This is a genomic window from Bradyrhizobium sp. SZCCHNRI3043, from assembly GCF_032377735.1.
In the GTDB taxonomy this organism is placed as follows: domain Bacteria; phylum Pseudomonadota; class Alphaproteobacteria; order Rhizobiales; family Xanthobacteraceae; genus Bradyrhizobium.
Window position 1 is genome coordinate 280,762 of record NZ_JAUHID010000007.1, and the last position, 14,178, is coordinate 294,939.

Below are 14,178 nucleotides of genomic sequence, written 5' to 3' on the forward strand. Positions count from 1 at the left end.
CTGCGTCTGACCGGTTCGCTCTCAACCCTCATGGTGAGGAGGCGCGCAAGCGCCGTCTCGAACCATGAGGCCAACGTCGGGGCCTCATCCTTCGAGACGCGCGCCGAGAGGCGCGCTCCTCAGGATGAGGGGAAATAGTTCACGCCCCCGGCAGATCGAGGATACGCTTGGCGACGATGCCGAGCATGACCTCGGAGGTGCCGCCTTCGATCGAATTGGCCTTGGTGCGCAGCCAGGCGCGCGGCCGGGCGCCCTCGCCGGAGCGGTCGCTCTCCCATTCCAGCGCGTCGATGCCGCCCGATGACATCAGCAGCTCGTGGCGTCGCTTGTTGAGCTCGGTGCCGTAATACTTCATCGCCGACGAGAACGCCGGATGGCCCTGCCCGGCTTTGGCGAGGTCGACCATGCGCTCGGCCGCGGCCGCAAGCGCGGCCTCGTCGACGTCGAAGGCCGCGATCTCGGCGCGCAGCAGCGCATCGTCGAGCCGGCCCTGCCCGTCGCTGCCGACGGAATCGGCTGCGACCTGGCCGAGCGGGCGGCTGCCGCCGCGCTCGCCCATGCCGGAGATCATCGCGCGCTCGTGCTGCAGCAGGTACTTCGCAACGTCCCAGCCACGGTTGACGGTGCCCAGCACGTTGGCCTTGGGCACCCGGACATTGTCGAAGAAGGTCTCGCAGAACGGCGAGCGGCCGGAGATCAGGAGGATCGGCTTGGTCGAGACGCCCTTCGACGTCATGTCGAACAGGATGAAGCTGATGCCGTCATGCTTCTTCGCCGCGGGATCGGTGCGCACCAGGCAGAAGATCCAGTCGGCGTAGTTGGCGTAGGACGTCCAGATCTTCTGGCCGTTGATGATGTAGTCGTCGCCGTCGCTTTCAGCGCGCGTCTGCAAGGAGGCGAGATCGGAGCCGGCATTCGGCTCGGAATAGCCTTGGCACCAGCGAATGAGACCGGCGGTGATCTTGGGCAGGTGCTCGCGCTTCTGTTCGTCGGTGCCGTATTTCAGGAGCGCCGGCCCGAGCATCGAGATGCCGAACGAAGTGATCGGGGCGCGAGCGCCGATCGCCGCCATCTCCTGGCGCACGATCTTGGCCTCCTCGCCGTCGAGACCGCCGCCGCCATATTCCTTCGGCCAGTGCGGTACCGTCCAGCCCTTATCGCGCATGCGCTCGAACCAGACGCGCTGCGGCTCGGAGGAGAATTTTGCGTTGCGGCCGCCCCAGAACGTGTCCTCCTCGGAGGTCATCGGGCGGCGCATCTCTGGCGGACAATTGGCCTCCAGCCAGGAGCGCGTTTCGCGGCGGAATGTGTCGAGATCGGCCATGTCTGGTCCTCGCGCGTTTCCATGATTGCTGTCGTTGGCAACGACCTAACCTCAGCGCTTCCTGGAATTCAACATCGATGTCGCCGCAAGGGCGGTACGCCCTCGCCTTGCATGGCGTTCTATGGTCATGATGCCGCCGCCCGAAATATGAGGACACCGACATGCGCCTGAAACTTCTTTCGCCTGGCGAAATGAGCGCCGACCAGCGCCAGACCTATGACGAGTCGATCGCCAGCAAGCGCGGCGCGCCGCCGCCGCCGATGATGGCCTGGCTCAATAGTCCGGAGATGGCGCGGCATGCGACACGGCTCGGCGCCTTCCTGCGCTACGACACGGTGTTTCCAGCTGACCTGTCGGAGATCGCGATCCTGGTAACCGCCCGGCACTGGACCGCGCATTACGAATGGTACGCGCACAAGCGCCTCGCGCTGGCCGGCGGCCTCGACATTAAGATCATCGAGGCGATCCGCGACCGCCGCACGCCGGAGTTTTCAGATCCCAAGGCGCAGGCGATCTACGACGTCGCCAAGTCGCTTCACGAGGGGCATGGGCTGACCGATGCGCTGTATGCTGACGCGATTGCGCAACTCGGCGAGCGCGGCCTGGTCGAGATCATCGGCCTGTGCGGCTACTACACCATGGTGTCGATGACGTTGAACACGTTCGAGTTCGAATTGCCTGAGGGCGAGGTGTCGGAGCTGAAGTAGAGGCGCGCCATGTGAATCGAGTTCGTCACCGCAGAACCGGTGCGCTCCCCTCCCCCTTGCGGGGAGGGGTTGGGGGTGGGGGTCCCCGGGCGCCGCGCTAAGTGAGGTGCGCCCTTATCGATCTAGGCGGTTATTAGCTCGGGAGGCTGAGCATGCACTGCTGGTCCTCTCGATAGCCTCTGATCGTTATCAACGGAGAAAGCGCGGCTCGTGGACCCCCACCCCCGACCCCTCCCCGCAAGGGGGAGGGGAGCAGACTGAGCATGCCGCGCGAGCCTCGCTATGATCGCTCCGCCACATCCACTGCCGCGAGCCGCGCATCTCGGCGCTTCGACGACCACACCAGCGCCAGCACGCAGAGGCCGAGCAGCACCGGCGGGAAGACCACGAGGTTCACCGCCGACCAGCCGAAATTCGCGAGCAGTTGGCCCGACGAGAACGAGCCCAGCGCCATCAGGCCGAAGATCAGGAAATCGTTGAACGCCTGCACCTTGTTGCGCTCGGCGGATGTATGCGTCTCCAGCACCAGCGCGGAGGCGCCGACGAAGCCGAAATTCCACCCCACCCCGAGCGCCACCAGCGTGGCCCAGAAATGCATCGCGGTGAGGCCGGACAGACCGATCACCGCTGCGACCGCTTCCAGCGCGAGGCCGACCGCGACGATGACGGGCGCGCCGAAGCGCGCGATCAGCGATCCCGTGAAGAAGCTCGGGCCGTACATCGCGACGATGTGCCATTGCAGGCCGAAATTGGAATCCGACACCGTGAGCCCGCACATCTGCATCGCCAGCGGTGCCGAGGTCATCACCAGGTTCATCACCGGATAGGCGATGGTGCCGCACAGGGCGGCTGCGATGAAGCGCGGCTGGCGCACGATCGCCGAGAGGGGCCGGCCGCCATGGAGATCGGCAGCTTCAGGCTTCGGCAGATCGACGCCGGCGACGATCCCCATCGCGACCAGCGCGACCGCCGCCTGGACCAGATAGCTGAACGCGAACAGATAGGGCTGCCAGACGTCCATGGTCCATTGCACGAGCTGCGGACCGAGCAGACCGGCGAAAATGCCGCCCGCCATCACCCACGACACCGCCTTGGGCCGGAACGTCGCGCTGGCGCCATCGGCCGCCGCAAAGCGATAGGATTGCGCGACGGCGCCATAGAGGCCGCCGAGGAACGTCGCCAGGCAGAACAGTGCGAACGAGCCGCGGAGAATGGCGAGGCAGCCGAGCACGCCGGTGACGGCGCCGCAGCCGGTACCGATGAGGAAGGCCGCCCGGCGGCCATAGCGGCGCGAGATCGCGCCGGTCGGCAGGGTGCCGGCGGCGAGGCCAACGACGTACATCGAGATCGGCACGGTCGCGAGCCCGATGTTCGGGGCAATGGTGACGCCGACGATCGCACCGGTGGCGAAGATCACGGCCGAGTTGGCGCCGGTCAGCGCCTGGGCGGCGGCGAGCCGCGCCACGTTGCGGCGGGCGCGGGCATCATCGGAGGTGTCTTCGCTCACGGTCAGATCGATCATCTCAGGTATCCGGAGGCGTGGCGCGCACGCTCCTGCTTTGCTGGTTTGGCCGCACTATTGCGGGAAGCGCGCGCCCGAGGCAATGGGCGCGAACGGAGACAAGCCATGCGGGCTGCGAACGCGCCACGGAGCGTGATTCGACACTCCCGGCCGGCCCGGCTAATCAAATGGTATTCTCGCGTCAACGGCGCCCGCGGAGCTTGAGCCATGTCAATCGACGATCGTCCGACCATCGCGGCGCCCGATGACGATCCGTATCTGTGGCTCGAGGAGATCGACGGCGAGCGCGCGCTCGCGTTCGTCGCGGCGCAGAACCAGCGCACGCTCGCGGCGTTCGGCGACGCGGCCTTCGAACACGACCGCGACGCGCTGGCCGCCATCCTGGATCGGCCGGACAACATCCCATTCGTGAGCCGCCGCGGCGGGCTGCTGTACAATCAATGGAAGGACGCGGAGCATCCGCGCGGCTTGTGGCGGCGCACGACGATGGCGGAGTTCCGCGAGGCGCAACCGCAATGGGAGGACCTGCTCGACATCGACCGACTCGCCGCCGACGAAGGCGAGGACTGGGCGCTGAACGGGGTCTCGAGCCTGCCGCCGGCGCATGAGCGCGCCATCCTGAGCCTGTCGCGGGGCGGCAGCGACGCCGTGGTGCTGCGCGAGTTCGACATCGCGACGAAGCGCTTCGTGACGGGCGGCTTCACGCTCCCGGAGGCCAAGGGCGGCGCCGCCTGGCTCGATGCCGACACCCTGCTGCTGGCGAGCGCGTTCGGCGTGGGCATGGCGACGCCGTCGGGCTACGCGCGGACGGTGCGGCGCTGGCGGCGCGGCCAGCCGGTCGAGCAGGCGGAGGTGATCTTCGCCGCCGAAGGCAGTCAGTCGACATGGGTGCATGTCGGTGTCGATCGCAGCGTCGCGCCGGCGCGGGTGTGGTTTGCCGAGGGCATCGACTTCTTCAACCAATATCTATGGCTCGGTGACGGCGGCGGGGCGCGGACCAGGCTCGACCTGCCGACCGACTGCTGGATGTCAGCGCATGGCGACTGGATGGCCATCAAGCTGCGCCAGCCCTGGACCGTCGGCGAGGTCACCCATCCCGCGGATGTGGTGCTCGGTCTCCAGCTCTCGGCATTCCTTGCCGGGCGCCGCGATTTCACCCGCGTGTTCGAGCCCGCGCCGCGACGCGCGCTGCAGGGCCTGTCCTGGGCCGGCGACCGGCTGGTGCTGTCGATCCTCGACGAGCTCAGGGCAAGGTTCGAGGTGTGGACGCCGTCACCGGAAGCGTGGAGCTGCGAGCGGCTCCCCGGCCTGCCGGAGATCGCGACGGTCGACGTCTGGCGGCTCGACACCGACGAGGCGGAAAGCAATGGCGACCTGCTCGCCAACATCCAGGATCCGCTGACGCCGCCGTCGCTGCTACTGATCGAGGGCTTGGCCGCGCCGATCGTGCTGAAGCAGGCGCCTCGCACCTTCAGCGCCGAGGGGCACGTCGTCACGCGACACGAGGCGATCTCGGTGGATGGCGAGCGTATTCCCTACACCCAGACCGGGCCGGCCGAGCTGACAGGCGACGCGCAGGTGCACATGAGCGCCTATGGCGGCTTCGGTCACACGCTCCGTCCGGCCTACAATGCGGCGCTGGGCAAGCTGTGGCTCGAACGTGGCGGCACGCTCGTGGAGGCCAACATCCGCGGCGGCGGCGAGTTCGGAACCGCCTGGCACGACGCCGGCCGCTATGCCGGCAAGCGGCTCGCGCATGATGATTTCGCCGCCGTTGCGGCCGATCTCGTCCGCCGCGGCGTCACGGTGCCGAAGCGCATCGCAGCGCAAGGCGGCTCCAATGGCGGCATCCTGATCACGAACATGCTGGTACGCTACCCCGAGCGCTTTGGCGCATTGTTCTGCACCATCCCGCTGATCGACATGCGCCGCTACAGCAAGCTGCTCGCCGGCGCGAGCTGGATCGCCGAATATGGCGATCCCGACAGCGACGAGGATTGGAGCTGGTTGTCGACCTACTCGGCCTATCACACCGCAACGCCCGGCCAGCCCTATCCGCCGATCCTGATCGCGACCACGCGGCGCGACGACCGCGTCCATCCCGGTCACGCGCGCAAGATGACCGCCAAGCTGCAGGCCATGGGCTACGACGCCTGGTTCTACGAACCCGCCGCCGGCGGCCATGGCTACGGCACCGACAACCGCGAGCGCGCCGGCTTCATCACGTTGGGCACGCGGTTTCTGGCGCGACATGTCGGGCTGGAGATGGAGTGAGCGGCTCCCTCCGTCATCATTGCGAGGAGCCGAAGACGACGACGCAATCAGGGCCGCGACGGAAGGCTGGATTGCTTCGCTCCGCCGCTCCGCTCGCAATGACGGAGAACGCGTCACGCACCTCGCGCGAACATCAGGATCATATTGTTGGCCGGCATCTCTATCGTCTCGCGCAAGGCGAGCCCGTGGCGCGCGGCAAGCGCTTCGAGGTCGGTGATGTCGCGCACCCCCCAGTCCGGATTGTGCTCGCGCAGGGAGGTATCGAACACGGCATTGCTGACCGCGGTGTGCTTGCCGGCGCGCTTGAACGGGCCGTAGAGCACGAGCACCCCGTCCGCCGACAGCGCCTGCCCGGCGCCGGCGAACAATCCCTCCGCCACCGACCACGGCGCGATGTGAATCACATTGGCGCAAAAGATCGCGGTGAGCTGCGAAGGCCCGCCCGCGGCGCGGAACGCCGCAGGCCAGCCGGGATCTGACAGGTCGATGCGCTGGGCATCACGGATGTTCGACAGCCCGGCATGCCTTCGCCACGCCGCGATGCTGGCGAGGTGATTGGCGTTGAGATCGCTCGGCCACCACGTCAGATCCGGCCGCTGGGAGGCGAAATGCACGACATGCTGGCCGGTGCCGCTGCCGGCCTCCAGCACGTCGCCGGTCTTGCCCGCAAGCAGCCGTCCCAGCACCGCCCAGATCGGCTGGTGGTTGCGGTGGAAGGCGGCCGCGTCCAGCCGTCCGTCCGGTTCCACCGGCCGGCCGTCCCGGCCGAACTCCACGACATATTCCGCCATGCCCATTCTCCCGGCCGCCCCATGAACGGCCTCGTTAACCGCGTTGCCGCGGCCACCATAGCTGCATTGTCAGCCGATGGTCTTTATGCTTTGCAGCGCCTATATTGCCGAGATCACCGAGACGTCGGAACTCCACCTTGATCACACCTGTCCTGCGTACCGCCCTGGCGATGGGGCTCTCGCTCGCCATGTCCATGGCCGCTCACGCCCAGTCCGGTGCCGTCGACGGCCAGAGGCTCGCCTTCGACCGCGGCAAGGGCAACTGCCTGACCTGCCACGAGATCAAGGACGGCGACCTGCCGGGCTCGATCGGCCCGAAGCTGGAGAACCTCAAGGCGAGATACGACCGCGCCGAGCTGATCGCGATTCTCAACGACGAGACCAGGCGCAATCCGCTGACGGTGATGCCGCCGTTCGGCCGCAACCGCATCCTGACCGAGCAGGAAATCAGCGCCATCGTCGACTTCCTGCAGACCCTCTGATTCCGTTTGGAGACCGCCATGACTGCCTCGTTCGGCCCGTTGGCCCACCGCCGCCTGTTTCTGAAGGGCGCCGGCCTCGTCGCGCTGATCGGCCTCGGCAACGCCGTGCTGCACGCCGCGCCCGCCTTCGCCGCGACCAACGACAACAAATATCCGGAAGACGCCTTCAAGCAGAAGAATGCGCCTGACGCGGTCAAGGCGCTGTACGGCCGCGACCACGAAGCGTCCGACAAGATCAAGCTCGACGCGCCAGAGATCGCCGAGAACGGCGGCGTGGTGCCGATCGCGGTGACGACGTCGCTGCCGAACGTGACCTCGATCGCCTTCATCGTCAGCGAAAATCCATTCGCGCTGGCGGCGTCGTACCACATCCCCGAGGGCACCGTGCCCGCGGTGGCGAACCGGCTCAAGATGGCCAAGACCTCCAACGTGATCGCGCTCGTCGAATCCGGCGGCAAGCTCTACAGCGCGACCAAGGAGGTCAAGGTCACCGTCGGCGGCTGCGGCGGCTAAGGTCAGGAGATCATCATGGCATCGAGCATCCGCGTCCGCGCCGTCCTGAACGGCGACATCGCCGAGGTCCAGACCCTGATCCAGCACCCGATGGATACGGGCCTGGTCAAGGACGCCAAGGGCGAGTTGATCCCGGCGCACTACATCCAGCAGCTCACCTTCGTGCACAAGGACAAGACGGTGTTCCTGGCCGATTGGGGCACCGCGGTGTCGAAGGACCCCTATGTCAAGTTCGCCTTCAAGGGCGCGGCCAAGGGCGACGAGCTCAAGGTGAGCTGGGTCGACAGCAAGGGCGCGACCGACAGCCTGACGGCGACGATCCAATGAGGGCGCCGCGCCTCGCGCTGACTGTCGCGGCCGCGCTCGCTCTCGGCGCCTCCGGCGCTGCGGCCGCGGACAAGCCGAACCCGGCTGCCGACGCCAAGGCGTTCCAGGATTACTTCATCAAGAAGTTTCCGAAGGTGGCGTTCGACGATTTCGTCAACGGGCCGTATTCAATGAACGCCGACATGCGCAAGCAATGGGAGGAGAAGGAGCAGTTTCCGCCTTACGAGTTCGCGCTCGATGCCGGCAAGGAGATGTTCGCCAAGCCGTTCAAGAACGGCAAGACCTATGCCGACTGCTTCCCGAACGGCGGTATCGGCATCCGCCAGAATTATCCTTATTTCGACGACAAGGAAGGCAAGGTCATCACCCTCGAGCTGGCGCTGAACCGCTGCCGCGAGGCCAATGGCGAGCAGCCCTACTCCTACGTCAAGGACGAGATGGCATCGCTGACCGCCTACATGGCGTACACGTCGCGCGGCAAGCGCTTCGACATCAAGATCCCCGACGATCCGCGTGCGCTCGAGTCGTTCGAAAAGGGCAAGGAATATTTCTACACCCGCCGCGGCCAGTTGAACTTCTCCTGCGCGAGCTGCCACGTGCAGAGCCCGGGCGAGCGGATCCGCGCAGAGATCCTGGCGCCGGCGCTCGGCATCCTCAACGCGATGCCGATCTACCGCTCGGAATGGAGCGGCATGGGCACGATCAGCCGGCGCTTCGTCACCTGCAACAGCCAGACGCGCGCCGTGCCGCTGGAGCCGCAATCGGACGAATACCGCAACCTCGAATATTATCTGTCCTACGTGTCGAACGGCCTGCCGGTTTCAGGACCGGGAGCGCGGCCATGACAAATGTCAAGACAGCAAGCGTCATGAAAAAGATCGTGTTCGCCATGATGGTATCAGCGGTCGGCGCCGGCTCCGCGCGGGCCGCGTCGGAGGCCGACTATCTCGCGGCTGTCGCGGCGGCCGAGAGCGCCAACAAGGAAGCCGGACGTCTGCGCAACCAATGGACCGTGACCCAGGCCGCACTCAATGCCGCGAAGAAGGCAGCCGATTCCGGCAATTTCGATTCTGCGCTGAAATCGGCGCAGGAGGCCGAGGCGCTCGCCAAGGCATCGATCGTCCAGGCCACCAGCGAGAAGCAGCGCTGGAAGGACATGGAGATCAGGTAGAGCATGATCCGGAAAAGTGGAAACCGGCTTTCCCTCGCACAAACGCCGAAGGCGTTTGTGCGGAGATCATGCTCAAGCAAAGGGATAGCTCACGATGCGATTCCATGGAATCGCATCATAAGCTAGGACGCGAGCCATGATTCGGCGCCGGGACTTTCTGCAAGCATCAGTTGCCGCCGCGCTCGCCGCGCCGGCGCTGCTGCGCAACGCCAGCGCCGCCGACACCGTCAGCCTCTACGACATCGAGAAGTTCGGCAACGCCCGCATCCTGCACATCACGGACACGCATGCGCAGCTTCGACCGCTGTTGTTCCGCGAGCCCAGCGTCAATCTCGGCATTGGCGAGATGTGGGGACGGCCGCCGCATCTGGTCGAGCGCGCCTTCCTCGACCGCTACGGCATCCGGCCCGACAGCGCCGAGGCTTACGCGTTCACCTCGTTCGAGTTCGAGAAGTACGCCGGGCGCTTCGGCCGGATGGGTGGCTTCGCGCATCTGAAAACCCTGGTCGACAAGCTGCGCGCCGATGCCGGCGACCATCGCTCGGTGCTGCTCGATGGCGGCGATCTCTGGCAGGGCACCGGACTTGCCAATGCGATGCGCGGCGCCGACATGGTGAGCGCCGCCAACCTGCTCGGCATCGACGCCATGACCGGGCACTGGGAGTTCACCTATGGCGAGGAGGCGCTGCGCGCCAACCTCGCCCGCTTCAAGGGCGAGTTCCTGGCGCAGAACGTGTTCCTGACCGAGGAGGCCGCGTTCAACGACGCCAAGGCGTTCGATCACGGCTCCGGCCGCGTGTTCAAGCCGGCCACCATCAAGGAGATCGGCGGCGCGCGCATTGCGGTGATCGGCCAGGCCTTCCCCTACGTGCCGATCGCGCATCCGCGCCGCTTCACGCCGGACTGGACGTTCGGCATCCGCGAGGAGGAGCTGCAGAAGCTGATCGATGGCCTGCGCGGCGCCGACAAGGTCGATGCCGTGATCCTGCTGTCGCATAACGGCATGGATGTCGACCTCAAGCTCGCGAGCCGCGTCACCGGCATCGACGTCATCCTCGGCGGCCATACCCATGACGCGGTTCCGCAACCGGTCGCGGTCAGCAACGCCAAGGGCGCGACGCTCGTCACCAGTGCCGGCTCCAACGGCAAATTCCTCGCCGTGCTCGATCTCGACGTCGGCAAGGGGCGCGTCGCCGACGCGCGCTACCGGCTGCTGCCCATCTACTCGGAGCTATTGAAGCCCGATCCTGCGATGCAGGCGCTGATCGACCAGACCCAGCAGCCGCAGGTCGCGGCCTGGAGCGAGAAGCTCGCGACGTCGGACCGGCTGCTGTACCGGCGCGGCAATTTCGAAGGCGCGACCGACGACCTGATCTGCGCGGCGCTGCGCCGCGAGCTCGATGCCGAGATCGCGCTGTCGCCCGGATTCCGCTGGGGTCCGACGCTGCTCGCGAACCAATCCATCCTGCTGGAGGACGTGCTGGCGCAGACCGCGATCACCTATCCCGAGACCTATGTGCAGCGAATGACCGGCGCAGAGATCAAGGACGTGCTCGAGGACGTCTGCGACAACCTGTTCAACGCCGATCCCTATCTGCAGCAGGGCGGCGACATGGTGCGCACGGGCGGGCTGTCCTACCGTTGCGCGCCCGCCGAGCCGATCGGCCGCCGCATCTCCGATCTCACGCTCGACGATGGCCGTCCGCTGGAGGCCCGCAAGAGCTACAAGGTCGCCGGCTGGGCCTCGATGAACGCACAGGACGGCAAGCCGGTTTGGGATGTGGTCGCGAGCCACCTGCGCAACGGTCAGCTGGTGCTGGTCGGAACTAACAAGGTCACGCTCTCGGGCGTCGACGGCAATCCTGGCTTTGCATCGCTGTCCTGAGCGGCGTGGCGCATGCATTGCGCCAGAATGGCTGGCCGAATCGTCGCCGTGCACCGAAAACTCCGGCCGGCGCGCGCAGGTGCCATGCGCGCGCGTTCGTGGACAATGAACCGTAATCCGATAGTGTGGCGTTGTGTCGCGCGCCCATTATTCGGCAGCCCTTGGTGATTTGCCGGCAACGCGCCCTTCAGGACCATCACTGACGCCGGGAGCCAAACGGATCGACCATGGCTGACGTTCTTGCCGCATCGCAACATGCCGGTGCTCCGGTCCGAACCGCCTCCTCGCTGCGCACGCTGGCGCTGATCTCGCTGGCGCACTGGGTCAGCCATCTGCACATGCTGGTGCTGCCGATGCTGTTTCCCTACCTGAAGGAGAAGCTCGGCGTCGGCTACATCGAGCTCGGCTTTCCGCTTACGGTGTTCGCCGTGGTCTCGGCCCTGACCCAGGCGCCTGTCGGCTATCTCGTCGACCGCGCCGGCGCCCGCCGCATCCTGCTGCTCGGCCTGACGCTCGGTGGCCTGTCGCTGGCGATGCTCGGCGTTTACCTGAGCTATGCCAGTCTTGTCGTCTCGGCGGTGCTGCTCGGCCTCGCCAACGCGGTCTACCATCCCTCCGACTACGCGCTGCTGGCCGCGCACATGGAAGAGAAGCGCATGGGCCGCGCGTTCGGTGTGCATACCTTCGCCGGCTATCTCGGCGGCGCGGTCGCGCCCGCCGTGATGGCGGCGCTGGTCACCACCGTCGGTGGCTCCGGCGCGCTGATCGCGGCCGGCCTGGTCGGTCCGCTCGCCGCGCTGCTTCTGCTCGTCGGCAACGTGCCCGAGGTGCCGCCGCATCCGCATCACACCAGCGCCGACGGCAGCAAGGCGAAACAGCCCAGCCTGCTGACTCCGATGCTGATGCTGCTGACCGTGTTCTTCATGCTGCTCAGCCTGTCCAACGCCGGCATCGCCAGCTTCGGCGTTGTCGCGCTCATGAACGGCTACGGCATCTCGTTCTCGACCGCCAATATCGCGCTGACCGCGTTCCTCGGCGCCAGCGCCGTCGGCGTGCTCGCCGGCGGCCAGCTCGCCGACCGCATCCGCCATCACAATCTGGTCGCGGCCGTCGCCTATGCGATCAACGCCGTGCTGGTGCTGATGATCACTTTCATCAACCTGCCGACCGTGCTGCTCACGACGATCATGCTGGTCGCGGGCTTCATGAGCGGCGTGATCGCGCCGTCGCGCGACATGCTGGTGCGCAACGCCGCCCCTCCGGGTGCCGCCGGCCGCGCCTTCGGCATCGTCTCCACCGGCTTCAACTTCGCCGGCGTGGTCAGTCCGCTGCTGTTCGGCTGGATCATGGACATGAACGCGCCGCGCTGGGTTTTCGGCGCCTCCGTCGTGTTCATGCTGCTGACCATCGTGCTCGCGTTCTTCACCGAGCCGAAGAAGGCGAAGGCGTAGGTTTCTTGTAGGGTGGGCAAAGGCGCCTGGCACGCTCGTCGTGATTAACGACAGCATCGCGCGCCGTGCCCACCATCCCGCTCGCGGTGGTGGGCACGCGCCGCCTATGGCGTCGCTTTGCCCACCCTACAATCAGGTCGCTGACGCAAGGCTGCTGCCTCTTCCCCGTATGTTGACATCATCGCCTTCCCGCCGATGATGTGCCCATAACAACAACGACCGGGGAAGACACGCCATGGCCCAGCCTGATCTCGTGATCCGCAGCGGAACCATTGCCGATGGCTCCGGCGGCGAGCTCTATGAGGCTGATGTGGCGATTGCGGATGGCCGCATCGTCGCCGTCGGCAAGGTCAATGCGACCGGCCGGGAGGAAATCGACGCGCGCGGCAAGCTGGTCACTCCAGGCTTCGTCGACGTTCACACCCATTACGACGGCCAGGTGACCTGGAGCCACGACATCTCGCCGTCGTCGCAGAACGGCGTCACCACCGCGATCATGGGCAATTGCGGTGTCGGCTTCGCGCCGTGCCGGCCAGCCGATCATCAGCGGCTGATCCAGCTGATGGAGGGCGTCGAGGACATCCCCGAACCGGTGCTCGAAGCCGGCATTCCCTGGGAATGGGAGAGCTTTCCGGACTACATGGAGTGGCTCGGCAAGCGCGCCTTCGATCTCGACATCGGCGCGCAGCTGCCGCATGCGGCGCTGCGTGTCTATGTGATGGGCGAGCGCGGCGCGCGCCGTGATCCTGCCACCGCCGACGACAATCGCGCCATGGCGGCGCTGGCGCGCGATGCGGTCAAGGCCGGCGCGCTCGGCTTCTCGACCTCGCGCACGCTCAATCATCGGACCTCGACCGGCGACTACACACCGACCCTGAAGGCCGGCGAGGACGAGCTGACGACGATCGCGCAGGCCATGCACAGCGCCGGCCGCAGCGTGCTGCAATTCGTGCTCGACATCTCCACGATCCACGAAGACCTGCCGATGATGCTGCGCATCGCCGACACGACGAAATGCCCGATCTCGTTCTCGGTGACCCAGAACGACCGCGCGCCGCAACGCTGGCGGCAGACGCTGGCCGAAATCAACGCCGCCGCCGCGCGCGGCCTGTCGGTGACGGCGCAGATTGCGGCGCGCCCGGTCGGACTGCTGCTTGGGCTGGAGCTGTCGCGCAACCCGCTGCAGACGCATCCGAGCTACCAGGCGATCGCGCATCTGCCGCTGGATGAGCGCGTCGCGCGGATGCGCGATCCGGAGCTGCGCGCGGCCATCCTGGGCGAGCAGGCCAGCGCGACCGACGACCCGCTGTTCTTCAAGCCGAACTACGACAAGATGTATCTGCTCGGCGATCCGCCGGATTATGAGCAGCCGCCGGAGCGGTCACTCGGCGCCCAGGCCCGCGCGCGCGGCTGTCGTCCCGAGGAACTGGCCTATGACGCGATGCTGACGGACAACGGACGGGGCATGCTCTACGTGCCGTTCCTGAACTATTACGACGGCAATCTCGATGCCACTTATGAGATGCTGCGCGATCCGCGCAGCGTGCCGGGCCTGAGCGACGGCGGCGCGCATTGCGGCATCATCTGCGATGCCAGCTTCCCGACCTATCTGCTGACGCACTGGACCCGCGACCGCAAGCGCGGCGACAGACTGTCGATTCCCTTCGTCGTCGCCGCGCAGTCGCGCAAGACCGCGCTCTCGGTCGGCCTCGACGATCGCGGCCTGCTCGC

At 66.7% G+C, this 14,178-nt stretch carries 13 protein-coding genes; 10 read left to right on the forward strand and 3 right to left on the reverse strand.

Translation table 11 applies throughout. The features are described 5' to 3' along the window. Nucleotides 1-139: 139 nt before the first annotated feature. Nucleotides 140-1,324: an acyl-CoA dehydrogenase family protein gene (locus QX124_RS17585; RefSeq protein ID WP_315797816.1), complete on the reverse strand. Its 1,185-nt coding sequence runs from the start codon at nt 1,322-1,324 to the stop codon at nt 140-142. A gap of 161 nt (nt 1,325-1,485) precedes the next feature. Between QX124_RS17585 and QX124_RS17590 the strand changes: the two genes are divergently transcribed. Beyond that, entirely contained in the window at nt 1,486-2,031 is a 546-nt protein-coding gene (locus tag QX124_RS17590) for a carboxymuconolactone decarboxylase family protein (protein WP_315797817.1), read from the forward strand. 280 nt (nt 2,032-2,311) lie between these two features. Here QX124_RS17590 and QX124_RS17595 read toward each other — a convergent pair whose 3' ends face one another. After that, nucleotides 2,312-3,553, reverse strand: coding sequence for an MFS transporter (locus tag QX124_RS17595; protein WP_315797818.1), 1,242 nt, complete (start codon nt 3,551-3,553; stop codon nt 2,312-2,314). A gap of 207 nt (nt 3,554-3,760) precedes the next feature. Between QX124_RS17595 and QX124_RS17600 the strand changes: the two genes are divergently transcribed. Beyond that, complete coding sequence (locus QX124_RS17600) at nt 3,761-5,827, forward strand: prolyl oligopeptidase family serine peptidase (protein ID WP_315797819.1); 2,067 nt, start codon at nt 3,761-3,763, stop codon at nt 5,825-5,827. A gap of 113 nt (nt 5,828-5,940) precedes the next feature. Here the strand turns inward: QX124_RS17600 and QX124_RS17605 are convergent, their stop codons facing one another. Further along, nucleotides 5,941-6,618, reverse strand: coding sequence for a DUF938 domain-containing protein (locus QX124_RS17605; RefSeq protein WP_315797820.1), 678 nt, complete (start codon nt 6,616-6,618; stop codon nt 5,941-5,943). A gap of 188 nt (nt 6,619-6,806) precedes the next feature. Between QX124_RS17605 and soxX the strand changes: the two genes are divergently transcribed. The 8 genes from soxX to QX124_RS17645 form a co-directional block, all read left to right on the forward strand. Then, nucleotides 6,807-7,100: a sulfur oxidation c-type cytochrome SoxX gene (gene soxX, locus QX124_RS17610; protein ID WP_315797836.1), complete on the forward strand. Its 294-nt coding sequence runs from the start codon at nt 6,807-6,809 to the stop codon at nt 7,098-7,100. An 18-nt stretch (nt 7,101-7,118) separates the two neighbouring features. Continuing rightward, on the forward strand, nt 7,119-7,613 hold the full coding sequence (gene soxY / locus QX124_RS17615; RefSeq protein WP_315797821.1) for a thiosulfate oxidation carrier protein SoxY: 495 nt from the start codon (nt 7,119-7,121) through the stop codon (nt 7,611-7,613). 15 nt (nt 7,614-7,628) lie between these two features. Then, nucleotides 7,629-7,940, forward strand: coding sequence for a thiosulfate oxidation carrier complex protein SoxZ (gene soxZ, locus QX124_RS17620; RefSeq protein ID WP_315740567.1), 312 nt, complete (start codon nt 7,629-7,631; stop codon nt 7,938-7,940). Next, entirely contained in the window at nt 7,937-8,785 is an 849-nt protein-coding gene (soxA, locus tag QX124_RS17625; RefSeq protein WP_315797822.1) for a sulfur oxidation c-type cytochrome SoxA, read from the forward strand. The genes soxZ and soxA overlap by 4 nt, the downstream gene beginning before the upstream one ends. Before the next feature lie 23 nt (nt 8,786-8,808). Next, nucleotides 8,809-9,111 carry a hypothetical protein gene (locus tag QX124_RS17630; protein WP_315740631.1) on the forward strand — a complete coding sequence of 101 codons (303 nt, stop codon included), beginning with the start codon at nt 8,809-8,811 and terminating at the stop codon, nt 9,109-9,111. 136 nt (nt 9,112-9,247) lie between these two features. Then, entirely contained in the window at nt 9,248-10,996 is a 1,749-nt protein-coding gene (soxB, locus tag QX124_RS17635) for a thiosulfohydrolase SoxB (RefSeq protein WP_315797823.1), read from the forward strand. A 227-nt stretch (nt 10,997-11,223) separates the two neighbouring features. Continuing rightward, nucleotides 11,224-12,447, forward strand: a complete 1,224-nt coding sequence (locus QX124_RS17640; RefSeq protein WP_315797824.1) for an MFS transporter — start codon at nt 11,224-11,226, stop codon at nt 12,445-12,447. A gap of 235 nt (nt 12,448-12,682) precedes the next feature. After that, nucleotides 12,683-14,178, forward strand: a 1,496-nt coding sequence (locus QX124_RS17645; protein ID WP_315797825.1) for an N-acyl-D-amino-acid deacylase family protein, incomplete at its 3' end; no start/stop codon positions are given.

What these genes read in the sequence shown, in the direction of transcription:
- QX124_RS17585 (WP_315797816.1), bottom strand. Translation starts at nt 1,324, where the DNA reads ATGGCCGATCTCGACACATTCCGCCGCGAAACGCGCTCCTGGCTGGAG.
- QX124_RS17590 (WP_315797817.1), top strand. Translation starts at nt 1,486, where the DNA reads ATGCGCCTGAAACTTCTTTCGCCTGGCGAAATGAGCGCCGACCAGCGC.
- QX124_RS17595 (WP_315797818.1), bottom strand. Translation starts at nt 3,553, where the DNA reads ATGATCGATCTGACCGTGAGCGAAGACACCTCCGATGATGCCCGCGCC.
- QX124_RS17600 (WP_315797819.1), top strand. Translation starts at nt 3,761, where the DNA reads ATGTCAATCGACGATCGTCCGACCATCGCGGCGCCCGATGACGATCCG.
- QX124_RS17605 (WP_315797820.1), bottom strand. Translation starts at nt 6,618, where the DNA reads ATGGCGGAATATGTCGTGGAGTTCGGCCGGGACGGCCGGCCGGTGGAA.
- soxX (WP_315797836.1), top strand. Translation starts at nt 6,807, where the DNA reads ATGTCCATGGCCGCTCACGCCCAGTCCGGTGCCGTCGACGGCCAGAGG.
- soxY (WP_315797821.1), top strand. Translation starts at nt 7,119, where the DNA reads ATGACTGCCTCGTTCGGCCCGTTGGCCCACCGCCGCCTGTTTCTGAAG.
- soxZ (WP_315740567.1), top strand. Translation starts at nt 7,629, where the DNA reads ATGGCATCGAGCATCCGCGTCCGCGCCGTCCTGAACGGCGACATCGCC.
- soxA (WP_315797822.1), top strand. Translation starts at nt 7,937, where the DNA reads ATGAGGGCGCCGCGCCTCGCGCTGACTGTCGCGGCCGCGCTCGCTCTC.
- QX124_RS17630 (WP_315740631.1), top strand. Translation starts at nt 8,809, where the DNA reads ATGAAAAAGATCGTGTTCGCCATGATGGTATCAGCGGTCGGCGCCGGC.
- soxB (WP_315797823.1), top strand. Translation starts at nt 9,248, where the DNA reads ATGATTCGGCGCCGGGACTTTCTGCAAGCATCAGTTGCCGCCGCGCTC.
- QX124_RS17640 (WP_315797824.1), top strand. Translation starts at nt 11,224, where the DNA reads ATGGCTGACGTTCTTGCCGCATCGCAACATGCCGGTGCTCCGGTCCGA.